At 62.2% G+C, this 14,447-nt stretch carries 20 protein-coding genes; 10 read left to right on the top strand and 10 right to left on the bottom strand.

The genetic code is table 11. The features are described from left to right. The first annotated feature begins 49 nt into the window (after positions 1–49). The gene (locus ASD07_RS09820; RefSeq protein ID WP_055928760.1) at positions 50–1,141 is read left to right on the top strand and encodes an anhydro-N-acetylmuramic acid kinase; all 1,092 of its coding nucleotides are present in this window, start codon (positions 50–52) and stop codon (positions 1,139–1,141) included. 133 nt (positions 1,142–1,274) lie between these two features. Here ASD07_RS09820 and erpA read toward each other — a convergent pair whose 3' ends face one another. From erpA to rplM, 5 genes are all read right to left on the bottom strand, one after another. Beyond that, positions 1,275–1,631 carry an iron-sulfur cluster insertion protein ErpA gene (gene erpA / locus ASD07_RS09815; protein ID WP_028102302.1) on the bottom strand — a complete coding sequence of 119 codons (357 nt, stop codon included), beginning with the start codon at positions 1,629–1,631 and terminating at the stop codon, positions 1,275–1,277. A gap of 58 nt (positions 1,632–1,689) precedes the next feature. Beyond that, positions 1,690–2,355 (bottom strand): DUF6776 family protein, encoded by a 666-nt coding sequence (locus ASD07_RS09810; protein WP_055928756.1) that lies wholly within the window; start codon positions 2,353–2,355, stop codon positions 1,690–1,692. A 12-nt stretch (positions 2,356–2,367) separates the two neighbouring features. Beyond that, positions 2,368–3,405 (bottom strand): N-acetyl-gamma-glutamyl-phosphate reductase, encoded by a 1,038-nt coding sequence (argC, locus tag ASD07_RS09805; RefSeq protein ID WP_055928754.1) that lies wholly within the window; start codon positions 3,403–3,405, stop codon positions 2,368–2,370. 102 nt (positions 3,406–3,507) lie between these two features. Then, entirely contained in the window at positions 3,508–3,900 is a 393-nt protein-coding gene (gene rpsI / locus ASD07_RS09800; RefSeq protein WP_028102305.1) for a 30S ribosomal protein S9, read from the bottom strand. Between the two features lie 9 nt (positions 3,901–3,909). Then, entirely contained in the window at positions 3,910–4,338 is a 429-nt protein-coding gene (gene rplM / locus ASD07_RS09795) for a 50S ribosomal protein L13 (protein ID WP_028102306.1), read from the bottom strand. Positions 4,339–4,561: 223 nt separating this feature from the next. Here rplM and ASD07_RS09790 point away from each other — a divergent pair, with 223 nt between their 5' ends. The 4 genes from ASD07_RS09790 to ASD07_RS09775 are packed head-to-tail and all read left to right on the top strand — an operon-like array spanning position 4,562 to position 8,339. After that, positions 4,562–5,974: an alpha/beta fold hydrolase gene (locus tag ASD07_RS09790; protein WP_055928751.1), complete on the top strand. Its 1,413-nt coding sequence runs from the start codon at positions 4,562–4,564 to the stop codon at positions 5,972–5,974. Further along, positions 5,971–6,705, top strand: coding sequence for an ATP-binding cassette domain-containing protein (locus tag ASD07_RS09785; protein ID WP_055928748.1), 735 nt, complete (start codon positions 5,971–5,973; stop codon positions 6,703–6,705). The genes ASD07_RS09790 and ASD07_RS09785 overlap by 4 nt, the downstream gene beginning before the upstream one ends. Then, positions 6,702–7,886 (top strand): ABC transporter permease, encoded by a 1,185-nt coding sequence (locus tag ASD07_RS09780; RefSeq protein ID WP_055928745.1) that lies wholly within the window; start codon positions 6,702–6,704, stop codon positions 7,884–7,886. Before ASD07_RS09785 ends, ASD07_RS09780 begins: the two co-directional genes overlap by 4 nt. 30 nt (positions 7,887–7,916) lie before the next feature. Further along, positions 7,917–8,339: an OsmC family protein gene (locus ASD07_RS09775; protein WP_055928742.1), complete on the top strand. Its 423-nt coding sequence runs from the start codon at positions 7,917–7,919 to the stop codon at positions 8,337–8,339. Here the strand turns inward: ASD07_RS09775 and ASD07_RS09770 are convergent. Continuing rightward, on the bottom strand, positions 8,326–8,886 hold the full coding sequence (locus ASD07_RS09770) for a flavodoxin family protein (RefSeq protein ID WP_055928739.1): 561 nt from the start codon (positions 8,884–8,886) through the stop codon (positions 8,326–8,328). The two genes, ASD07_RS09775 and ASD07_RS09770, sit on opposite strands and share 14 nt — an antisense overlap. Continuing rightward, entirely contained in the window at positions 8,883–9,356 is a 474-nt protein-coding gene (locus ASD07_RS09765) for a DUF2938 domain-containing protein (RefSeq protein WP_055928736.1), read from the bottom strand. The genes ASD07_RS09770 and ASD07_RS09765 overlap by 4 nt, the downstream gene beginning before the upstream one ends. Before the next feature lie 66 nt (positions 9,357–9,422). Between ASD07_RS09765 and ASD07_RS09760 the strand changes: the two genes are divergently transcribed. The 4 genes from ASD07_RS09760 to ASD07_RS09745 all read left to right on the top strand — a co-directional run bounded on the left by ASD07_RS09760 (position 9,423) and on the right by ASD07_RS09745 (position 11,813). After that, positions 9,423–9,830 (top strand): helix-turn-helix domain-containing protein, encoded by a 408-nt coding sequence (locus ASD07_RS09760; RefSeq protein ID WP_055928734.1) that lies wholly within the window; start codon positions 9,423–9,425, stop codon positions 9,828–9,830. Between the two features lie 77 nt (positions 9,831–9,907). Beyond that, on the top strand, positions 9,908–10,756 hold the full coding sequence (locus ASD07_RS09755) for a DUF2167 domain-containing protein (protein ID WP_055928731.1): 849 nt from the start codon (positions 9,908–9,910) through the stop codon (positions 10,754–10,756). After that, the gene (locus ASD07_RS09750; protein ID WP_055928728.1) at positions 10,753–11,493 is read left to right on the top strand and encodes a hypothetical protein; all 741 of its coding nucleotides are present in this window, start codon (positions 10,753–10,755) and stop codon (positions 11,491–11,493) included. Before ASD07_RS09755 ends, ASD07_RS09750 begins: the two co-directional genes overlap by 4 nt. Positions 11,494–11,585: 92 nt before the next feature. Further along, complete coding sequence (locus tag ASD07_RS09745) at positions 11,586–11,813, top strand: hypothetical protein (RefSeq protein WP_055928725.1); 228 nt, start codon at positions 11,586–11,588, stop codon at positions 11,811–11,813. On the opposite strand, the gene coq7 is transcribed toward ASD07_RS09745, so the two are convergent. The 3 genes from coq7 to ASD07_RS09730 are packed head-to-tail and all read right to left on the bottom strand — an operon-like array spanning position 11,810 to position 13,326. Beyond that, a complete protein-coding gene (gene coq7, locus ASD07_RS09740) occupies positions 11,810–12,448 on the bottom strand; it encodes a 2-polyprenyl-3-methyl-6-methoxy-1,4-benzoquinone monooxygenase (RefSeq protein ID WP_055928722.1) in 639 nt (212 codons plus the stop codon). The two genes, ASD07_RS09745 and coq7, sit on opposite strands and share 4 nt — an antisense overlap. Positions 12,449–12,493: 45 nt before the next feature. Continuing rightward, positions 12,494–12,859, bottom strand: a complete 366-nt coding sequence (locus ASD07_RS09735; RefSeq protein WP_055928822.1) for an SLOG family protein — start codon at positions 12,857–12,859, stop codon at positions 12,494–12,496. Positions 12,860–12,879: 20 nt separating this feature from the next. Next, entirely contained in the window at positions 12,880–13,326 is a 447-nt protein-coding gene (locus ASD07_RS09730; RefSeq protein ID WP_055928719.1) for a hypothetical protein, read from the bottom strand. Between the two features lie 225 nt (positions 13,327–13,551). On the opposite strand from ASD07_RS09730, the gene ASD07_RS09725 reads away from it, so the two are divergent. Next, the gene (locus ASD07_RS09725) at positions 13,552–14,445 is read left to right on the top strand and encodes an ABC transporter ATP-binding protein (RefSeq protein WP_055928716.1); all 894 of its coding nucleotides are present in this window, start codon (positions 13,552–13,554) and stop codon (positions 14,443–14,445) included. Positions 14,446–14,447: the final 2 nt, after the last annotated feature.

Raw genomic sequence — 14,447 nt, 5'->3', positions numbered from 1 at the left:
GTGCGCCTTTTGTCCGATTGCCGGAGCTGACCCCGACTTACAATAAGGTATGAGCCTATATATCGGATTAATGTCGGGTACCAGCCTGGACGGCGTGGATGGCGTCCTCGTGGATTTCTGGGCAGGTGCCGCTCGCACCATGTCGGCGGCGTACGTGGAGTTCCCGCAATCGCTGCGCGACGAACTGATGGCGCTGCAGGCCCCCTCGCCGAACGAAATCGAGCGCGAGGCACTGGCTGCCAACAAGCTGGCTGAACTCTATGCGGATTGCGTGGCCGAACTGCTGGCCAAGGCTGAAATGAAATCGGCCGACGTGCGCGCCGTGGGTGCGCATGGGCAGACCATCCGCCACCGCCCAGAGCTGGGCTTCACGCGCCAGATCATTAACGCCTCGCTCCTGGCTGAGCTGAGCGGCATCGACGTCATTGCCGACTTCCGCTCGCGTGATGTGGCCGCAGGCGGCCAAGGCGCGCCACTGGTGCCAGCCGGCCACAAAGCCCTGTTCGGTAAGGAAGGCAAGATGCGCGCGCTGGCCAACATCGGCGGCATCGCCAACATCTCCCTGCTGCACAATGATGGCGCGGTAGGCGGCTACGACACCGGCCCCGGCAACGTGCTGATGAATGCCTGGATCTCGCGCCACAAAGGCGTGGAATTCGACGACAACGGCGCCTGGGCCGCCACTGGCAAGGAAGTGCCGGGCCTGCTGGCCGCGCTGCTGTCCGAGCCCTATTTCGCGCTGTCGGCGCCGAAAAGCACGGGCCGCGACCTGTTCCATGCCGACTGGCTGGACGCCCGGCTGGCACCCTTCGCCGGCGCCAAGCCGGAGGACGTGATGTTCACCCTGCTTCGCCTGACAGCGCTCAGCCTGGCGCGCGAGATCGGCCCGCATGGCGCAGACGCACTTTATGTTTGCGGAGGAGGTGCCTACAACGCCACGCTGATGCGCGAGCTGCAAGCAGAGTTGGGGGAGTCGACCGAAGTTCAGTCCACCGATGCGCTGGGTGTACCGCCCAACCGGGTAGAAGCGATGGTATTCGCCTGGCTTGCCCACCGTTTCGACGAACGCCAACCCGGTAACCTGCCATCCGTCACCGGCGCCCGCGGCGAGCGCATCCTCGGCGCCCTATACCCCCGTTAACGCACGAGCCCGTGTCACACCTTGGGGTCACACCCTAAGAGTGACACGGGCTCGGCCGCGTCATAGCAGAGGCCGTGTCACACTTGGGGTGTGACCCCACGGTGTGACACGGACTGAGCCGTGAATTGAATACTTAGACGGAGAAGGAGGAACCGCAGCCGCAGGTCGAAGTCGCGGATGGGTTCTTGATCACGAATTGCGCGCCTTCCAGGTCGTCCTTGTAGTCGATCTCGGCGCCTACCAGGTATTGGTAGCTCATCGAGTCGATCAACAGCTGGACGCCGTTTTTCACCATGGTGGTGTCGTCTTCGTTGACGATTTCGTCAAAGGTGAAACCGTATTGGAAGCCGGAGCAACCGCCACCCTGCACGAATACGCGCAGCTTCAGGTCTGGATTGCCTTCTTCTTCGATCAGTTGCGCTACTTTCTCGGCCGCGGCGTCGGTGAAAACGATCGGTGCCGGAATCACGTCTTCGGCTACTGCAGTCATGTGTTACTCCTACTTAAAATCAGTTGTCCCATTATAGTCCATGCCGGACCTGGCCGCTTTAGAGGCTGCGCACTGTCGTTGTCTCATCAGCAATAACTTTGCCCTTTTCCGACAGGCTGACCTTGACCGCAACAACTTTGATGCCTTCCGGCAGATCCAGCGTGCCGTCGATGCGCTGGTAACGATCCACTTTCAGGTCATAACGCTCGGCGCCCTCCTTCGGGTATTCGAGCACCGCTTTCTTGCCATCCTGGATTACTGCAACCGCCAGTTTGAGCCGGCCGGCGAAGGCGGATGGGCCCTTTTTCTTTGCACCATATTGGAGCAGAACCGTGTAATGCAAGAGCTTTGGCGCAGCCATGCGGGCTTGCATGCCGCGGATGACCAGGCCGGAGCCGGCCTTGGCTGGCGGCAGCGCCTCTTCCAGCAGGGCCAGGTCGGCATTCAACTTTGCCAATTCGGCATTGGGAGCGGCGGGCGCCGGAACCGAAGCTGCAGTAGCCTTCAGCTTCTCGGCCAGCGCATCGCGCTCAGCCGATACGCGCGCCAGTTCCAGCTCAGCCGCTGCGAGTTGCCTGGCAACCGTCGGCCCGGCTTCGCCTTTCGATACGCCAACCACGCGCTTGCCCAGGTCGACGCCCCACACCGCCAGCGCACCGCCGGCGACCAGGACCGCAGCCAGGCCCAGCACGCGCGCCAGCATTGGCACGCGAGCCTGCTCCATCCCGGCTTCCACTTATGGCATCAGGGCGATAGTTTGCAGGCCCAGGCCTTCATCCAGGCCGAACATCAGGTTCATGCACTGCACGGCCTGGCCGGATGCGCCTTTGACCAGGTTGTCCTGCACCACCAGCACGATCAGGGTGTCGCCATCGTTGGGGCGATGCAGCGCCAGACGCAGCATATTGGCGCCGCGCGTGCTGCGGGTCTCCGGGTGCGAGCCCCATGGCATCACGTCGACGAACGGCTGCCCGGCGTAGGCGTCTTCGAACAGCTTTTGCAGTTCTTCGTTCGACACTTCCCTGGTCAGGCGCGCGTACAGGGTCGAGTGCATGCCGCGGATCATCGGCACCAGGTGCGGGGTGAAGATCAGGTTGACCTTGTCGCTGGTGTAGCGCTGCAGCTGGGCTGCGGTTTCCGGGGTGTGGCGGTGGCCGCTCACGCCGTAGGCCTTGAAGTTGTCCGACGATTCGGAGAACAGGGTGCCGATCTCGGCCTTGCGGCCGGCGCCGGATACGCCGGATTTGCAGTCGGCGACCAGGTGGCCGGCGTCGATCAGGCCTGCCTTCAGCAGCGGCACGAAGCCCAGCTGCATGGTGGTCGGGTAGCAGCCCGGGTTGGCGATCAGCCTGGCTTTCTTGATGTCTTCGCGGTTCAGCTCCGGCAGGCCGTACACCGCTTGCTCCAGCAGCTCGGGCGCGGTGTGGTCGATCTTGTAGGTCTTTTCAAACACGGCGCGGTCCTTGATGCGGAAGTCCGCCGCCAGGTCGATCACTTTCACGCCTTTGGCCAGCAGCTCTGGCGCCTGCGCCATGGCGACGCCGTGCGGGGTGGCGAAGAACACCACGTCGCACTGGGTCAGGTCGACCTTGTCCGGCGAGGAGAAAGCGATGTTCACGCGGCCGCGCAGGGAGGGATACATCTCAGCCACCGGCAAGCCGTCCTCTTTGCGCGAAGTGATCGCGCTCAGTTCGACTTCAGGGTGTGCGGCTAACAGTCGCAGCAGTTCCACACCCGTGTAACCAGTGCCGCCGACGATGCCTACTTTGATCATGATCTCTTCCTTGCGAGGTAAAAATTAAACGAGGAGCCATTTTAAGGCAAAAATAAAAAAAGCCGCTGGAGACCAGCGGCTTTTTGTACGAGAGCGTAAAGATTAACGCTTCGAGAATTGCTTTGCGCGACGTGCTTTGCGCAGACCAACTTTTTTACGTTCAACTTCACGAGCATCGCGAGTGACGAAGCCGGCACGTGCCAGGTCGCCCTTCAGGCCTGCATCGTAGTCGATCAGTGCACGGGTAATGCCGTGACGCACTGCACCTGCCTGGCCGGACTCGCCGCCGCCGTGCACGTTGACTTTGATGTCGAAACGTTCAACGTTGCCGGTCAGTTCCAGCGGCTGACGGATCACCATCAGGCCGGTTTCACGGGAGAAGTACTCAGCTGCTGGCTTGCCGTTCACGATGATCTGGCCGGTGCCAGCTTTGATGAACACGCGAGCAACTGCACTCTTGCGACGGCCGGTGCCGTAGTTGTAGTTACCGATCATGTCAGTTCCTTAGAATTCGAGTGCTTTAGGTTGCTGGGCAGCGTGCGGGTGGGAACCCTCAGCGTACACTTTCAGCTTCTTGATCATGGCGTAGCCCAGAGGACCCTTAGGCAGCATGCCTTTAACTGCCTTTTCCAGGGCGCGGCCTGGGAAGCGCTGTTGCATCTTCAGGAAGTTGGTCTCGTAGATGCCGCCTGGGTAACCGGAGTGACGGTAGTAGGTCTTCTCGGTTGCTTTGGTACCGGTCACGCGCAGTTTGCCTGCGTTCACGACAACGATGAAGTCGCCGGTGTCAACGTGAGGGGTGAATTCTGGCTTATGCTTGCCGCGCAGTCGGCGTGCCACTTCGCTGGCAACACGGCCGAGGACTTTGTCCGTCGCGTCAATCACGAACCAATCGCGCTGGACTTCATGGCCCTTAGCGGAAAAAGTTTTCATGTTTGAACTTTCTGTGAAAGATAAAAAACGCTCTATCGGTGGTTCCGCCCCTGTGCTTCAGCGGACGCATCCTTCTTGTTTAATTTTCCCGAGCGAAAAGGAAAGCTGGCGATTATAGCCCGCCCCGCCCCGCTGGGTCAACCCCGCACTGTTCCTGCTTGCCGTTGCTAAGCAGATATTGCCGAGCTACTATGGAACCCCAGAATCACAAGAGGAGACAGTCATGCGATCGCTCATGCTGGCCTCGCTGTTGGCACTGGCGCCCGCCCTTGCCATGGCCCAGCCCGGCAAGGATTGCCATCTGCCCGGCACCGAAGAATCCCTGCGCTGCCTGCGGCTGGCGGTCCCGCTCGACCACCACGCCCCCGGCGCCACCCTCAGCCTGCACATCACCCTCGCCCCCGCCCTGCGCGAGTCGGCCCGGCGCGATCCGCTGTTCCTGCTGGCCGGCGGCCCGGGCGAGGCGGGTTCCGACCTGGTGCCGCTGCTGAATACCACTTTTCGCAAGGTGCGCGCCACGCGCGACATTGTGCTGATCGACCAGCGCGGCACCGGATTATCCGGCAAGCTCGATTGCAAACCAGGCAAAAATGCCGAAACAGCCACGGAAGACGAGCTGCTGGCTGAAACCCGCGCCTGCATCAAAGGCCTGAATAAGCGCTTCAACCTGTACACAACGGAGCAGGCGGCGCGCGATATAGAAGTCGTACGCGGCGCACTCGGTTATGGCCGCATCAACCTCTGGGGCGGTTCCTACGGCAGCCGCCTGGCCCAGGCCTACGCCCGCCTGTACCCCGGCAGCGTGCGCGCCCTGGTGCTGGATGGCGTGGCGGCGCCCGACCAGGTTGTGCCGGCCGGCGCGCACGATGCGCAGGCCGCGCTCGATGCCTTATTCAAACAATGTTCCGAGGATACCGTCTGCGCGGCTGCTTTCCCCAGCCTGCGCTCGGAGTTCGAAACGCTGGCGGCGCGGCTGGCCAGGTCGCCGCAATCCTTGACCCTGCCCGACCCGCGCACGGCGGAAACCACCAAGGTCGAAATGACCAGCATGCGCTTCATCGGTACCGTGCACAACATCCTGTATTCGCAGGCTGACAGCCGGCGCCTGCCCTTCCTGATCCACAGCGCCTACCGCGACCGCTGGCAGCCCTTCATCGCGCGCAGCAATGTATCGCGCGACTTTTCCTCCGAGGGCGGTCCGGCAATGCCGTTGCACCTGGCCGTGGTCTGCGCCGAAGACTTCCCGCGCCTGACGCCGCAATTGCTGGAAGAAGACACCAGGGGTTCCTTCCTCGGCGCGCCGCAGATCATGCGCATCGGGAAGATGTGCGAAACCATATCGGTACCTGCCGTGCCTTACCAGGATCCGGCCATGATCGAGGCGCCGGTGCTGCTGATGTCCGGCGCCCTCGACCCGGTCACACCGCCGCGGCGCGCCGAAGCGGCGCGCAAATACATGAAGAATGCCCAGCACCTGATCGTGAAGAACGGCGGCCATATCGTGTCGCCGCTTGGATGCATGCCGCGCCTGCTGCGCGGCTTCCTCGACCAGCCGGCCGCCCCGTTGAAGGCGGAATGCCTCAACGAGATCCCGGCTCCGACGTTCCAGCTCAATAGCGCAGGGCCACAGCCATGATCGAAGTCAATAATCTCTGCAAGCGTTTCGGCAAGGTGCAGGCCCTGGCCGGTGCCAGTTTCACCGCGCGCGACGGCATCATCACCGCCCTGCTCGGCCCGAACGGCGCAGGTAAGACGACCTTGCTGCGCACCCTGGTCGGGCTGCTGCAGCGAGACCACGGCACCATTTCCATCGACGGTGTCGATCCCGCCATCGACCCAATGGCGGTGCGCCGCAACGTCGGCGTGCTGACCGACCAGTTCGGCCTGTACGAGCGCCTGACGACGCGCGAGTACCTGCACTACTTCGGCGAGTTGAACGACATGGAAGACGCGGCAATCGATCAGCGCACCAGGGAAGTCACCGAGCTGCTGTCGCTGGAAGACATCATCGACCGCCGCGCCAAAGGCTTCTCGCAAGGCCAGCGCATCAAGGTCGCACTGGCGCGCACCCTGCTGCATCGGCCGCGCCACCTGCTGCTCGACGAACCGAGCCGCGGCCTCGACGTGATGAGTACGCGCGCCCTGCGCCGCGCCCTGGCTGCATTGAAGGAAGACGGCTGCTGCGTCATCATGGCAACCCACGTGATGCAGGAGGTGATCCATTCCTGCGACGACGTGATCGTGATCGCCAACGGCACCACGGTCACGCAAGGCACACCGCAGCAGCTTTGCGAGCAGGCTGGGCTGCCAAGCCTGGAAGACGCTTTCGTGCGCCTGGTGGGCACTGAGGAAGGGATCGAACTGTGAAACTCAAATTTCCCATCGTGCTGCGCAAGGAACTGGTGGAAACCTTGCGCGACCGCCGCGCCCTCAGCCTGCTGCTGCTGTTCGTGCTGATGTACCCGATCCTGGTCGGCTTCATGCTGCAGCGGCAGATTGACCGCGCCACCAAGCCGGAACGCGAAGGCGTGGAGATCGCGGTGATCGGCAGCGAGCAGGCGCCGACGCTGATGAACCAGCTGCGCCAGCGCAATGTGAACATCACCGAACTGGAGCCGATGGACGAGGAGGCAATCAATGCCCTGCTGCGGAAACAGACTGTGACGGCCGTGCTGCGCCTGGCGCCGGAGTTCGCGGAGGATTATCACGCCATGCGTCCGGCACGTGTCGAGCTGTGGTTCGACTCCGCCTCCGACAGCTCGCGCAAGATAGACGAAGTGGAATACGTGCTGCGCGACTACAGCCGCAATATCGCCAGTGCGCGCCTGCTGGCGCATGGCGTGTCGCCGGTCAACCTGAATCCGGTGCTGATGCAGCGCTACGATGCCGGCACCAGCGCCTCCCGTTCGGCCAACACCATCAGCACCATGCTGGGCATCTTCTTCATCCCGGCCTTCATGTTCTGCATGAGTACCGCGGTCGACAGCACCGCCGGTGAGCGCGAACGGCGCTCGCTGGAAGTGCTGATGGCGCAGCCGGTGCGCCCGTCCGACCTGATCATCGGCAAATGGCTGGCGGCTTCGCTGCTGTCGATTGTCGGCATCACGCTGGAACTGGCGATTGCGCACGGCATCCTGAAATGGCTGCCGCTGGAGGAGATCGGCCTGTCCTGGCGCCTGGGCTGGCGCGACCTGGCCATGGTGTGCCTGGCCTCCGCCACCTTGTCGCTATTCGCGGCGGCGCTTGAAATTGCACTGGCCATCAACGCCCGCTCCTTCAAGGAAGCGCAGACCCTGGTCAGCTTCACCATGATCGTGCCGCTGGTGCCGGTGATCCTGGTGCCGATGATGAACCTGACCAATAGCTGGTGGATGTATATGGTGCCAGTCCTGTCCAACCAGACCTTGCTGCGCGAACTGGCCAAGGGCGGCAGCATCGGCATGCTGCCCTTCCTGCAAACCTTCTTCAGCAGCCTGCTGCTGGCCATGCTGTGCGTCTGGTATACCGAGCGGCGCATGAAGAGCGAAAAATACATGATGACCGTATAATGCCCCGGACGCATTTAACGGAGAGTTCAGATGGAAGTTAAAGTTAGCTGGAACGGCCCGTCGGGTATGAGTTTCCGCGCCCAGACCGGTTCTGGCCACATGGTTGCCATGGACGGCGCGCCGGAAGGCGGCGGCCATAACCTGGCACCGCGCCCGATGGAGATGGTCTTGCTGGGTACCGGCGGCTGCACCGCTTATGACGTGGTGCTGATCCTGAAAAAAGGCCGCGCCGACGTGCGCGCTTGCGAAGTGGTGCTGCAGGCCGAGCGCGCGGAGACCGAGCCGAAGGTCTTCACCAAAATTAACTTCCACTTCGTCGTCACCGGCAAGGACCTGAAACCGGAAGTGGTTGACCGCGCCATCACCCTGTCGCACGACAAGTACTGCTCCGCCAGCATCATGCTGGCCAAGACGGCGCAGATCACCCACACCTTCGAGATTATCGAAGCCTGATCAAGGTTTCGGCAAAGCCCTGCCCGAACATGCGGGCGGTCTTGATGTCGCCGGCGGCGAATTCGTGCGCCGCCGTTCCATGCCCGGCCTGCGCCATCATGCCGGACCAGGAGCCGAGGCGATTGGCCGCTTCATCGTAAGGCACGCCTGCGTGCTGTTCCGGCAGGATCGGATTGCCGGACCAGATCATCCCATGCTGCATGCAGAAGGTGAACATCGACACCAGCGTCGATTGCTTGTCGCCGGCCGGCAGCGACGACACCGTGAAACCTCCCGCCAGCTTGCCCTTCAGCTGCTGCGTGCGCCACAGCTTGCCGGTAGCGTCCATGAAGGTCTTGAACACGCCCGACACGCCACCCAGGTAGGTGGGTGAGCCCAGCAGCATGCCTTCGTACTGCAGGAGCGCATCCGGCGCCCCTGCCAGCTCCGAAGCTTTCAGCACATGCACTTCCACTCCCGCCACACTGGCCGCGCCTTGTGCGACCTGCGAGGCGATGTGTTCCGTGTGGCCGCTGGCGCTGTGGTAAATGACTGCGAGTTTCTTCATTGCGGAATTCCTTTAATGAGTAGGGCGGAAAGGTAAAGGCCAAGGCCGAATACCGTGTGGTTGGCCAGGCTGCGCAGGCAGTTCTTCATCGGCGCCGGCGTTTTGCTGGAGGCCACGCCAAGGCCCATTGACGGCTGCATCACGAACAACGGTGCGCCGACGGTTGCGATGCCGACCGCCAGCGCCGGCCCGATGCTCGGCGCATGCAGCCAGTCCTGGCCGGCCACCGCCACCAGCGCCCCGGCAAACGCCACGCCAGTTGCGTAGTGCACCAGCCAGCCCAGGGCCTGCTCGCCGCTGACTGCCGGCGAGGCTGCAATCGCGTCATGCGCAAAACGGCCTTGTGCCAGGTGCCCGGCCCAGCGGCCGATAAAGGCCATATTCATGGTCTTGACGCCCATGCGCTTGAGCAGCAGCAGCCATAAGTCGAACACGATGGTGGCGCCAACGCCGATGATGATGATTTCCATTGCAATCTCCCTGGTTGATGTGCACACTGTAGAAGTTGAAGTCGACTTCAAGTCAAGGGATTTTTGATGGATATTGCCGAAGTCGCGCAGCGCTCGGGCATGGCCGCCTCCACGCTGCGCTATTACGAGAAAAAGGGCCTGATCAAGCCCTCCGGCCGCAATGGCCTGCGGCGCGCCTATGCACCCGGCGTGCTCGATACGCTGGCCATCATTTCGCTCGGCCAGTCCGCCGGGCTGTCGCTGGACGAAATCGGTTCCATGTTCACGCCCGACGGCGGCACCTCCATCGACCGCGCCTTCCTGCTGGCCAAGGCGGAACAAATCGAGGCGCTGGCCAAGCGCCTCAAGGCCATGAGCGAAGGCCTGCGCCACGCAGCCGCCTGCCCTGCGCCCAGCCACGCCGAATGCCCGAAATTCCAGCGACTGTTGAAGGCCGCCGCTTCCGGCGCCATTGAACGCAGCTTGCGGGTGTGAGAAAGTGCGCATTTTGAAAGGGGCCCGCCCTGCTATCCTCTTGGGTTTATCCAAAAAAACTCAACGGGGAAATAACAATGAAGATTCGTAACTGGGTGATTGCGCTTGCACTGGTGCCGGTATTTGCCATGGCCGACATGACTGCCGAACAGCGCAAGGCAGAATTCGACAAGCTGGATTGGCATACCGGCCCGCGCGCCGAGTCCATCGCCGCCAAGGCCACGCTGAAGACGCCGAGCGACAAGGTCCAGTTCCTGGACGACAAGAATTCGCGTCGCTTCCTGGAATTGACCGGCAACCTGCCGGAAGACGGCAACTACACCATCCTCGACACCGAAGGCGGCTGGTGGGCCACTTTCACCTTCGACCAAAGCGGCTACGTGAAGGAAGGCGACAAGATCGATGCCGACGCGCTGCTGAAAACCCTGAAGGAAAGCGACGAACCGGCCAACGAAGAGCGCAAGCGCCTCGGCCTGGGTGCCCTGCACACCGAAGGCTGGTACGTTGCGCCGCACTACGACGAAAAGACCAAGCAGCTGGAATGGGGCCTGAAGCTGCGCTCCGATAACGGCATCTCGCTGAACTACACCATTCGCCTGCTGGGTCGCAGCGGCGTGATGAGCGCGACCCTGGTGTCGTCGCCGGAAACGCTGGACGCCGACGTGGCAAACTTCCGCAAAGTGCTGACCGGCTTCAATTACAACGACGGCGAGAAGTACTCTGAATTCAAGCCGGGCGACCACGTAGCCGAATTCGGCCTGGCCGCCCTGGTGACCGGCGGTGCCGCTGTCATCGCGACCAAGAAAGGCTTCTGGGCTGCCGCAGCCCTCTTCCTGGCCAAGATGTGGAAGCTGGTTGCAGTCGGCGGCGTTGCAGCCATCGCCGGCCTGAAGTCGATGTTCAAGAAGAAAGAAAGCAGCAATTGATCTCCTTCCACGCCGAAATCCTGCTGGTAGCGGCCATGGTTGGCCTCTACCTGTACGACTCGGCGCGGCTGCTGCATTCGAATGAAGGCGTGCTGGCGGCTACCCTGGGTGGCCGCTGGTCGCTGCATTTCGGCGCCGAGCATTACACCTTGCGCGGCAAGGAACCGTTCGTGCCCAATCCCCTGCTGCCGCACCGCCCTGTGTTTCCCTTGCGCTGGAAGCAGCAGGTGCTTGCCGCCGCTGCGGCCACGCAGCGCTGGACGCCGCCGCCGTTTTGCCCCTACAAGGTACTGGCACCGTTTATCTGGCTGATGGCGCTGGCCCTGTTCGGCCTGATTCCTGCCGGCCTGTTTTCGCGTTACGGCAATCTCGCTGTTGCCGCCGGCATCCTGCTGTTCTACGCGGCCGCGCTGTTCGCGCTGGCCTACATATGGTTCAAACGCGCCGCGCTGAAGCTGACCGGCCGCCAGGTCGGCGCGCTCGCGTTCGAATCCCTGACCTGCCCACCGTTCGCCCTCAACCTGGTGCGCCACATCAGCTGGCGCGCCGCCCCATCGGAAGAACTGATCACCGCCAGCCGCCGCCTGCTGCGCAAGGACGACTGGGCCGCCACCCTGCCCACGGTAATCAAGCGCGTCGACAACGCCATCGCATGGGAAAACGAAGGCACGCCGCGCGCGCTGGCATTGGCCGACTACCAGGCCTCACTCAACAGCGAATTGGCATCCAATACCTGAGGCGGAACTTTCCGCACTGCGTCCTGTCCAAGCTCAAGGCCTCCCGCCGCAAACTGCGGCAGAGTCTAATCACTGTCGAGCGGGAGGGAGTGATGAACTACGAACCGAGGGTCGTCAAGCTAGAGGTGACTGTGGATACTTTAAAGGAAGAGCTCACTCTTCTGCGAGGCAAAGTCGACGAGCGATTCAATGAAATGCACGCAGAACAACTACAGCTACGTAGAGACTTCGAAAAACTGATCTATTGGGTTGCGGGCCTGACGCTCACGAACCTGGCGGCAATCATCGGGTGGATTCTGAAGGCTGCCGGGGTCTTTTAGACGTAGTAGGTGGTCGAAGTCATGACCTTCGACATGGCCTTCATCGCCAGCCGAATCGGCAGCGGAGTCTTTTCCGCACCCATGTCTTCAGCGGCCTTGCCGTGTGCGATTTCATCGACGCGCATTTGCTCGACAATGGCGCGGGACTTGGCGTCCTGCGGCGGCAAGCGGTCCAGGTGGCTCGCCAGGTGCGCTTCAACCTGGCGTTCGGTCTCCACCACGAAACCCAGGCTTTGCTTGTCGCCCGCCAGCGCGGCGGCCGTGCCCAGCGCGTAAGCACCGGCATAGAACAAAGGATTCAGGAAGCTCGGTTGCGAGCCCAGTTCCGACAAGCGCTGCGCACACCACGCCAGGTGGTCTTCTTCCTCGCGGCTGGCCTTGTCGAACGCCGCACGCGCCTCGTCGCTCCTGGCGAAACGCGACTGAGAGTTGTACAGCGCCTGCGCCATCACCTCGCCCACATGATTCACCCGCATCAGGCCCGCGCTGTGGCGGTGCTCCTGCTCCGTCATCTCCGCATCTGCCGCATGCACTGCCGGATTCGGGCGCGACGCCGAGTGCACGCCAGCCAGCACCCGCAAAGCCTTGTCGGCGCCAGTGATAAAACGGTCGAGTGGGTTATGGTAGCGGTTCATGGCGATCTATCCAGCTTATTCGGAAAGCCACATTATAGGACGTCCTCAACTGCGGCACACGCGCACTTCGATTCCGGCGCTCTGCGCCAGCTCGACCGCGTGGCGGGTGCCGCGCGCGCAGCCTGGCGTATCGAAGTCCGCGTGAAAAGCCAGGACAAGGTCGACTCCCGTCTCCAGCATCCGGACATTCAGGCCTTTCCAGCCCTCGCCTGGAAAGGCCCTGTAATCGGCCCTGTTCTTTTTCATCGGAACGACCTCAAAGCCCAACTCGCGGGCTACCGAAATGGCCAGTGCGTCGATACCTGGCGTATCGCCGGTGACCACCGTGCCGGCCCGGCCCAGCTTACTCAGTTCGCGCCTGATCGCTTCGTCGTCATGCCACGTCGTCGCCCCCGTGATCAAAATGCGCATGGGGTTTACCGGCCCGCCCATTACGAGCCCTCGCGAAGAATACGTTGTTTTTCCAGCCAGTCTGCCACCGGGCCGCGTGCGTCGATCTTCGAGATGTCTTTTGCCACGCCCAGGTTCAGGCCAAGCAGGAACGGGATCGAATCGACCGGCACCTCCGGCAGGTAATCGGCCATTGCGCGCATGAAGCGCGGCGACTCCAGCACTTCCACCACCTTCGCGCCGCTCATGAACTGCAGGATGCTGGTCATGCTATGCCCTCCGCCAAGCGAGCGGTAGACGAAGCGGTTGAAGGCCTTGTCCAGCGCCTTGAAATCCAGCTGCTCCTTGGTCATCAGGCTGGCCAGGTAATACAAGCCGATCGCGGTGCGGAAAAATCCCGTGGACTCGCTGGCCGTCAGCCCGCAACGGGTCACGGCCAGGATCTTTTCCTGTATGGCTGCGTCAAGTTTTGAATGGTGTACTTGCATGTCAAGGAACTATATAGCACTTTTGTCCAGATTTGTTCCTTGCGCGGGGGTATCAACCTTGTTACCCTTGAAACTTTAGTGCTAAACCAACGCCGGAAGCGCACTTTCCGTTCCCCGGAAAGTGCATCCTGGGGCGCTGAATGTGCGGGCTATCGCATACGGGCAACCGATATGTCGCGCATTCAATACAATGCCATCATGTGAAAAGGGGTTAGCGGAGCCACCATGCAATTGCGCATCAAGAATTTATCAAAGACCTATGCCAATGGGGTCGTCGCGCTCGACAATGTGACGCTGACCATCCCCTCCGGCATGTTCGGCTTGCTGGGCCCGAACGGCGCCGGCAAATCGACCCTGATGCGTACCCTGGCCACCCTGCAGGAATGCGATTCCGGCTCGGTGTTTTTTGGCGACCTCGATGTGCTGGATGAAAAGGACGAAATCCGCCGCCTGCTCGGCTACCTGCCGCAGGACTTTGGCGTCTACCCCAAGGTCACCGCCTATGAAATGCTGGATCACTTCGCGATCCTGAAAGGCCTGTCGAACCGTACCCGCCGCCGCGAAGTGGTCGATGGCCTGCTGCAGCAAACCAACCTGTTCGAAGTGCGCAACCAGCGCCTGGGCGGCTTCTCGGGCGGCATGCGCCAGCGCTTCGGCATCGCGCAAGCCCTGTTGGGCGACCCGAAACTGATCATCGTCGACGAGCCGACCGCCGGCCTGGACCCGCAGGAACGCGTGCGCTTCCACAACCTGCTGTCCGATATCGGCGAAGAGCGCACCGTGATCCTGTCGACCCACATCGTGTCCGACGTGGCCGACCTGTGCGCAAACATGGCAATTATCAACAAGGGCAAGCTGATGGTGGCCGGCGCCACCCAGCAGCTGATCGATGATGTCAGCTGCAAGATCTGGGCGCGCTTTATCGACAAGAAGGAGCTGGCCTATTTCCAGCAGCGCCATTCCGTGATCTCAACCCGCCTGATGTCCGGCCGCACCCTGATCCACGTCTACAACGACGACGATCCGGGCGACGGCTTCGAGGAAGCTCTGGGCGACCTGGAAGACCTGTACTTCGCGACCATCCTCGGCCGCCACGACGTCAGCAAAGCCTGCGACTGACC

Source organism: Duganella sp. Root336D2, from assembly GCF_001425005.1.
Taxonomy (GTDB): domain Bacteria; phylum Pseudomonadota; class Gammaproteobacteria; order Burkholderiales; family Burkholderiaceae_D; genus Rugamonas.
Note: the sequence above shows the minus strand (reverse complement) of the source record. Positions and strands in the feature narration are given on the sequence as shown.

Excerpts from the sequence above, each read along its gene's own strand:
- ASD07_RS09765 (WP_055928736.1), bottom strand. The coding sequence starts at position 9,356 with ATGGAAATCATCATCATCGGCGTTGGCGCCACCATCGTGTTCGACTTA.
- ASD07_RS09735 (WP_055928822.1), bottom strand. The coding sequence starts at position 12,859 with ATGCGCATTTTGATCACGGGGGCGACGACGTGGCATGACGACGAAGCG.
- ASD07_RS09725 (WP_055928716.1), top strand. The coding sequence starts at position 13,552 with ATGCAATTGCGCATCAAGAATTTATCAAAGACCTATGCCAATGGGGTC.
- rplM (WP_028102306.1), bottom strand. The coding sequence starts at position 4,338 with ATGAAAACTTTTTCCGCTAAGGGCCATGAAGTCCAGCGCGATTGGTTC.
- ASD07_RS09810 (WP_055928756.1), bottom strand. The coding sequence starts at position 2,355 with ATGGAGCAGGCTCGCGTGCCAATGCTGGCGCGCGTGCTGGGCCTGGCT.
- ASD07_RS09760 (WP_055928734.1), top strand. The coding sequence starts at position 9,423 with ATGGATATTGCCGAAGTCGCGCAGCGCTCGGGCATGGCCGCCTCCACG.
- ASD07_RS09790 (WP_055928751.1), top strand. The coding sequence starts at position 4,562 with ATGCGATCGCTCATGCTGGCCTCGCTGTTGGCACTGGCGCCCGCCCTT.
- rpsI (WP_028102305.1), bottom strand. The coding sequence starts at position 3,900 with ATGATCGGTAACTACAACTACGGCACCGGCCGTCGCAAGAGTGCAGTT.
- ASD07_RS09730 (WP_055928719.1), bottom strand. The coding sequence starts at position 13,326 with ATGCAAGTACACCATTCAAAACTTGACGCAGCCATACAGGAAAAGATC.
- ASD07_RS09775 (WP_055928742.1), top strand. The coding sequence starts at position 7,917 with ATGGAAGTTAAAGTTAGCTGGAACGGCCCGTCGGGTATGAGTTTCCGC.
- ASD07_RS09745 (WP_055928725.1), top strand. The coding sequence starts at position 11,586 with ATGAACTACGAACCGAGGGTCGTCAAGCTAGAGGTGACTGTGGATACT.
- coq7 (WP_055928722.1), bottom strand. The coding sequence starts at position 12,448 with ATGAACCGCTACCATAACCCACTCGACCGTTTTATCACTGGCGCCGAC.
- ASD07_RS09770 (WP_055928739.1), bottom strand. The coding sequence starts at position 8,886 with ATGAAGAAACTCGCAGTCATTTACCACAGCGCCAGCGGCCACACGGAA.
- ASD07_RS09785 (WP_055928748.1), top strand. The coding sequence starts at position 5,971 with ATGATCGAAGTCAATAATCTCTGCAAGCGTTTCGGCAAGGTGCAGGCC.
- erpA (WP_028102302.1), bottom strand. The coding sequence starts at position 1,631 with ATGACTGCAGTAGCCGAAGACGTGATTCCGGCACCGATCGTTTTCACC.
- ASD07_RS09820 (WP_055928760.1), top strand. The coding sequence starts at position 50 with ATGAGCCTATATATCGGATTAATGTCGGGTACCAGCCTGGACGGCGTG.
- argC (WP_055928754.1), bottom strand. The coding sequence starts at position 3,405 with ATGATCAAAGTAGGCATCGTCGGCGGCACTGGTTACACGGGTGTGGAA.
- ASD07_RS09755 (WP_055928731.1), top strand. The coding sequence starts at position 9,908 with ATGAAGATTCGTAACTGGGTGATTGCGCTTGCACTGGTGCCGGTATTT.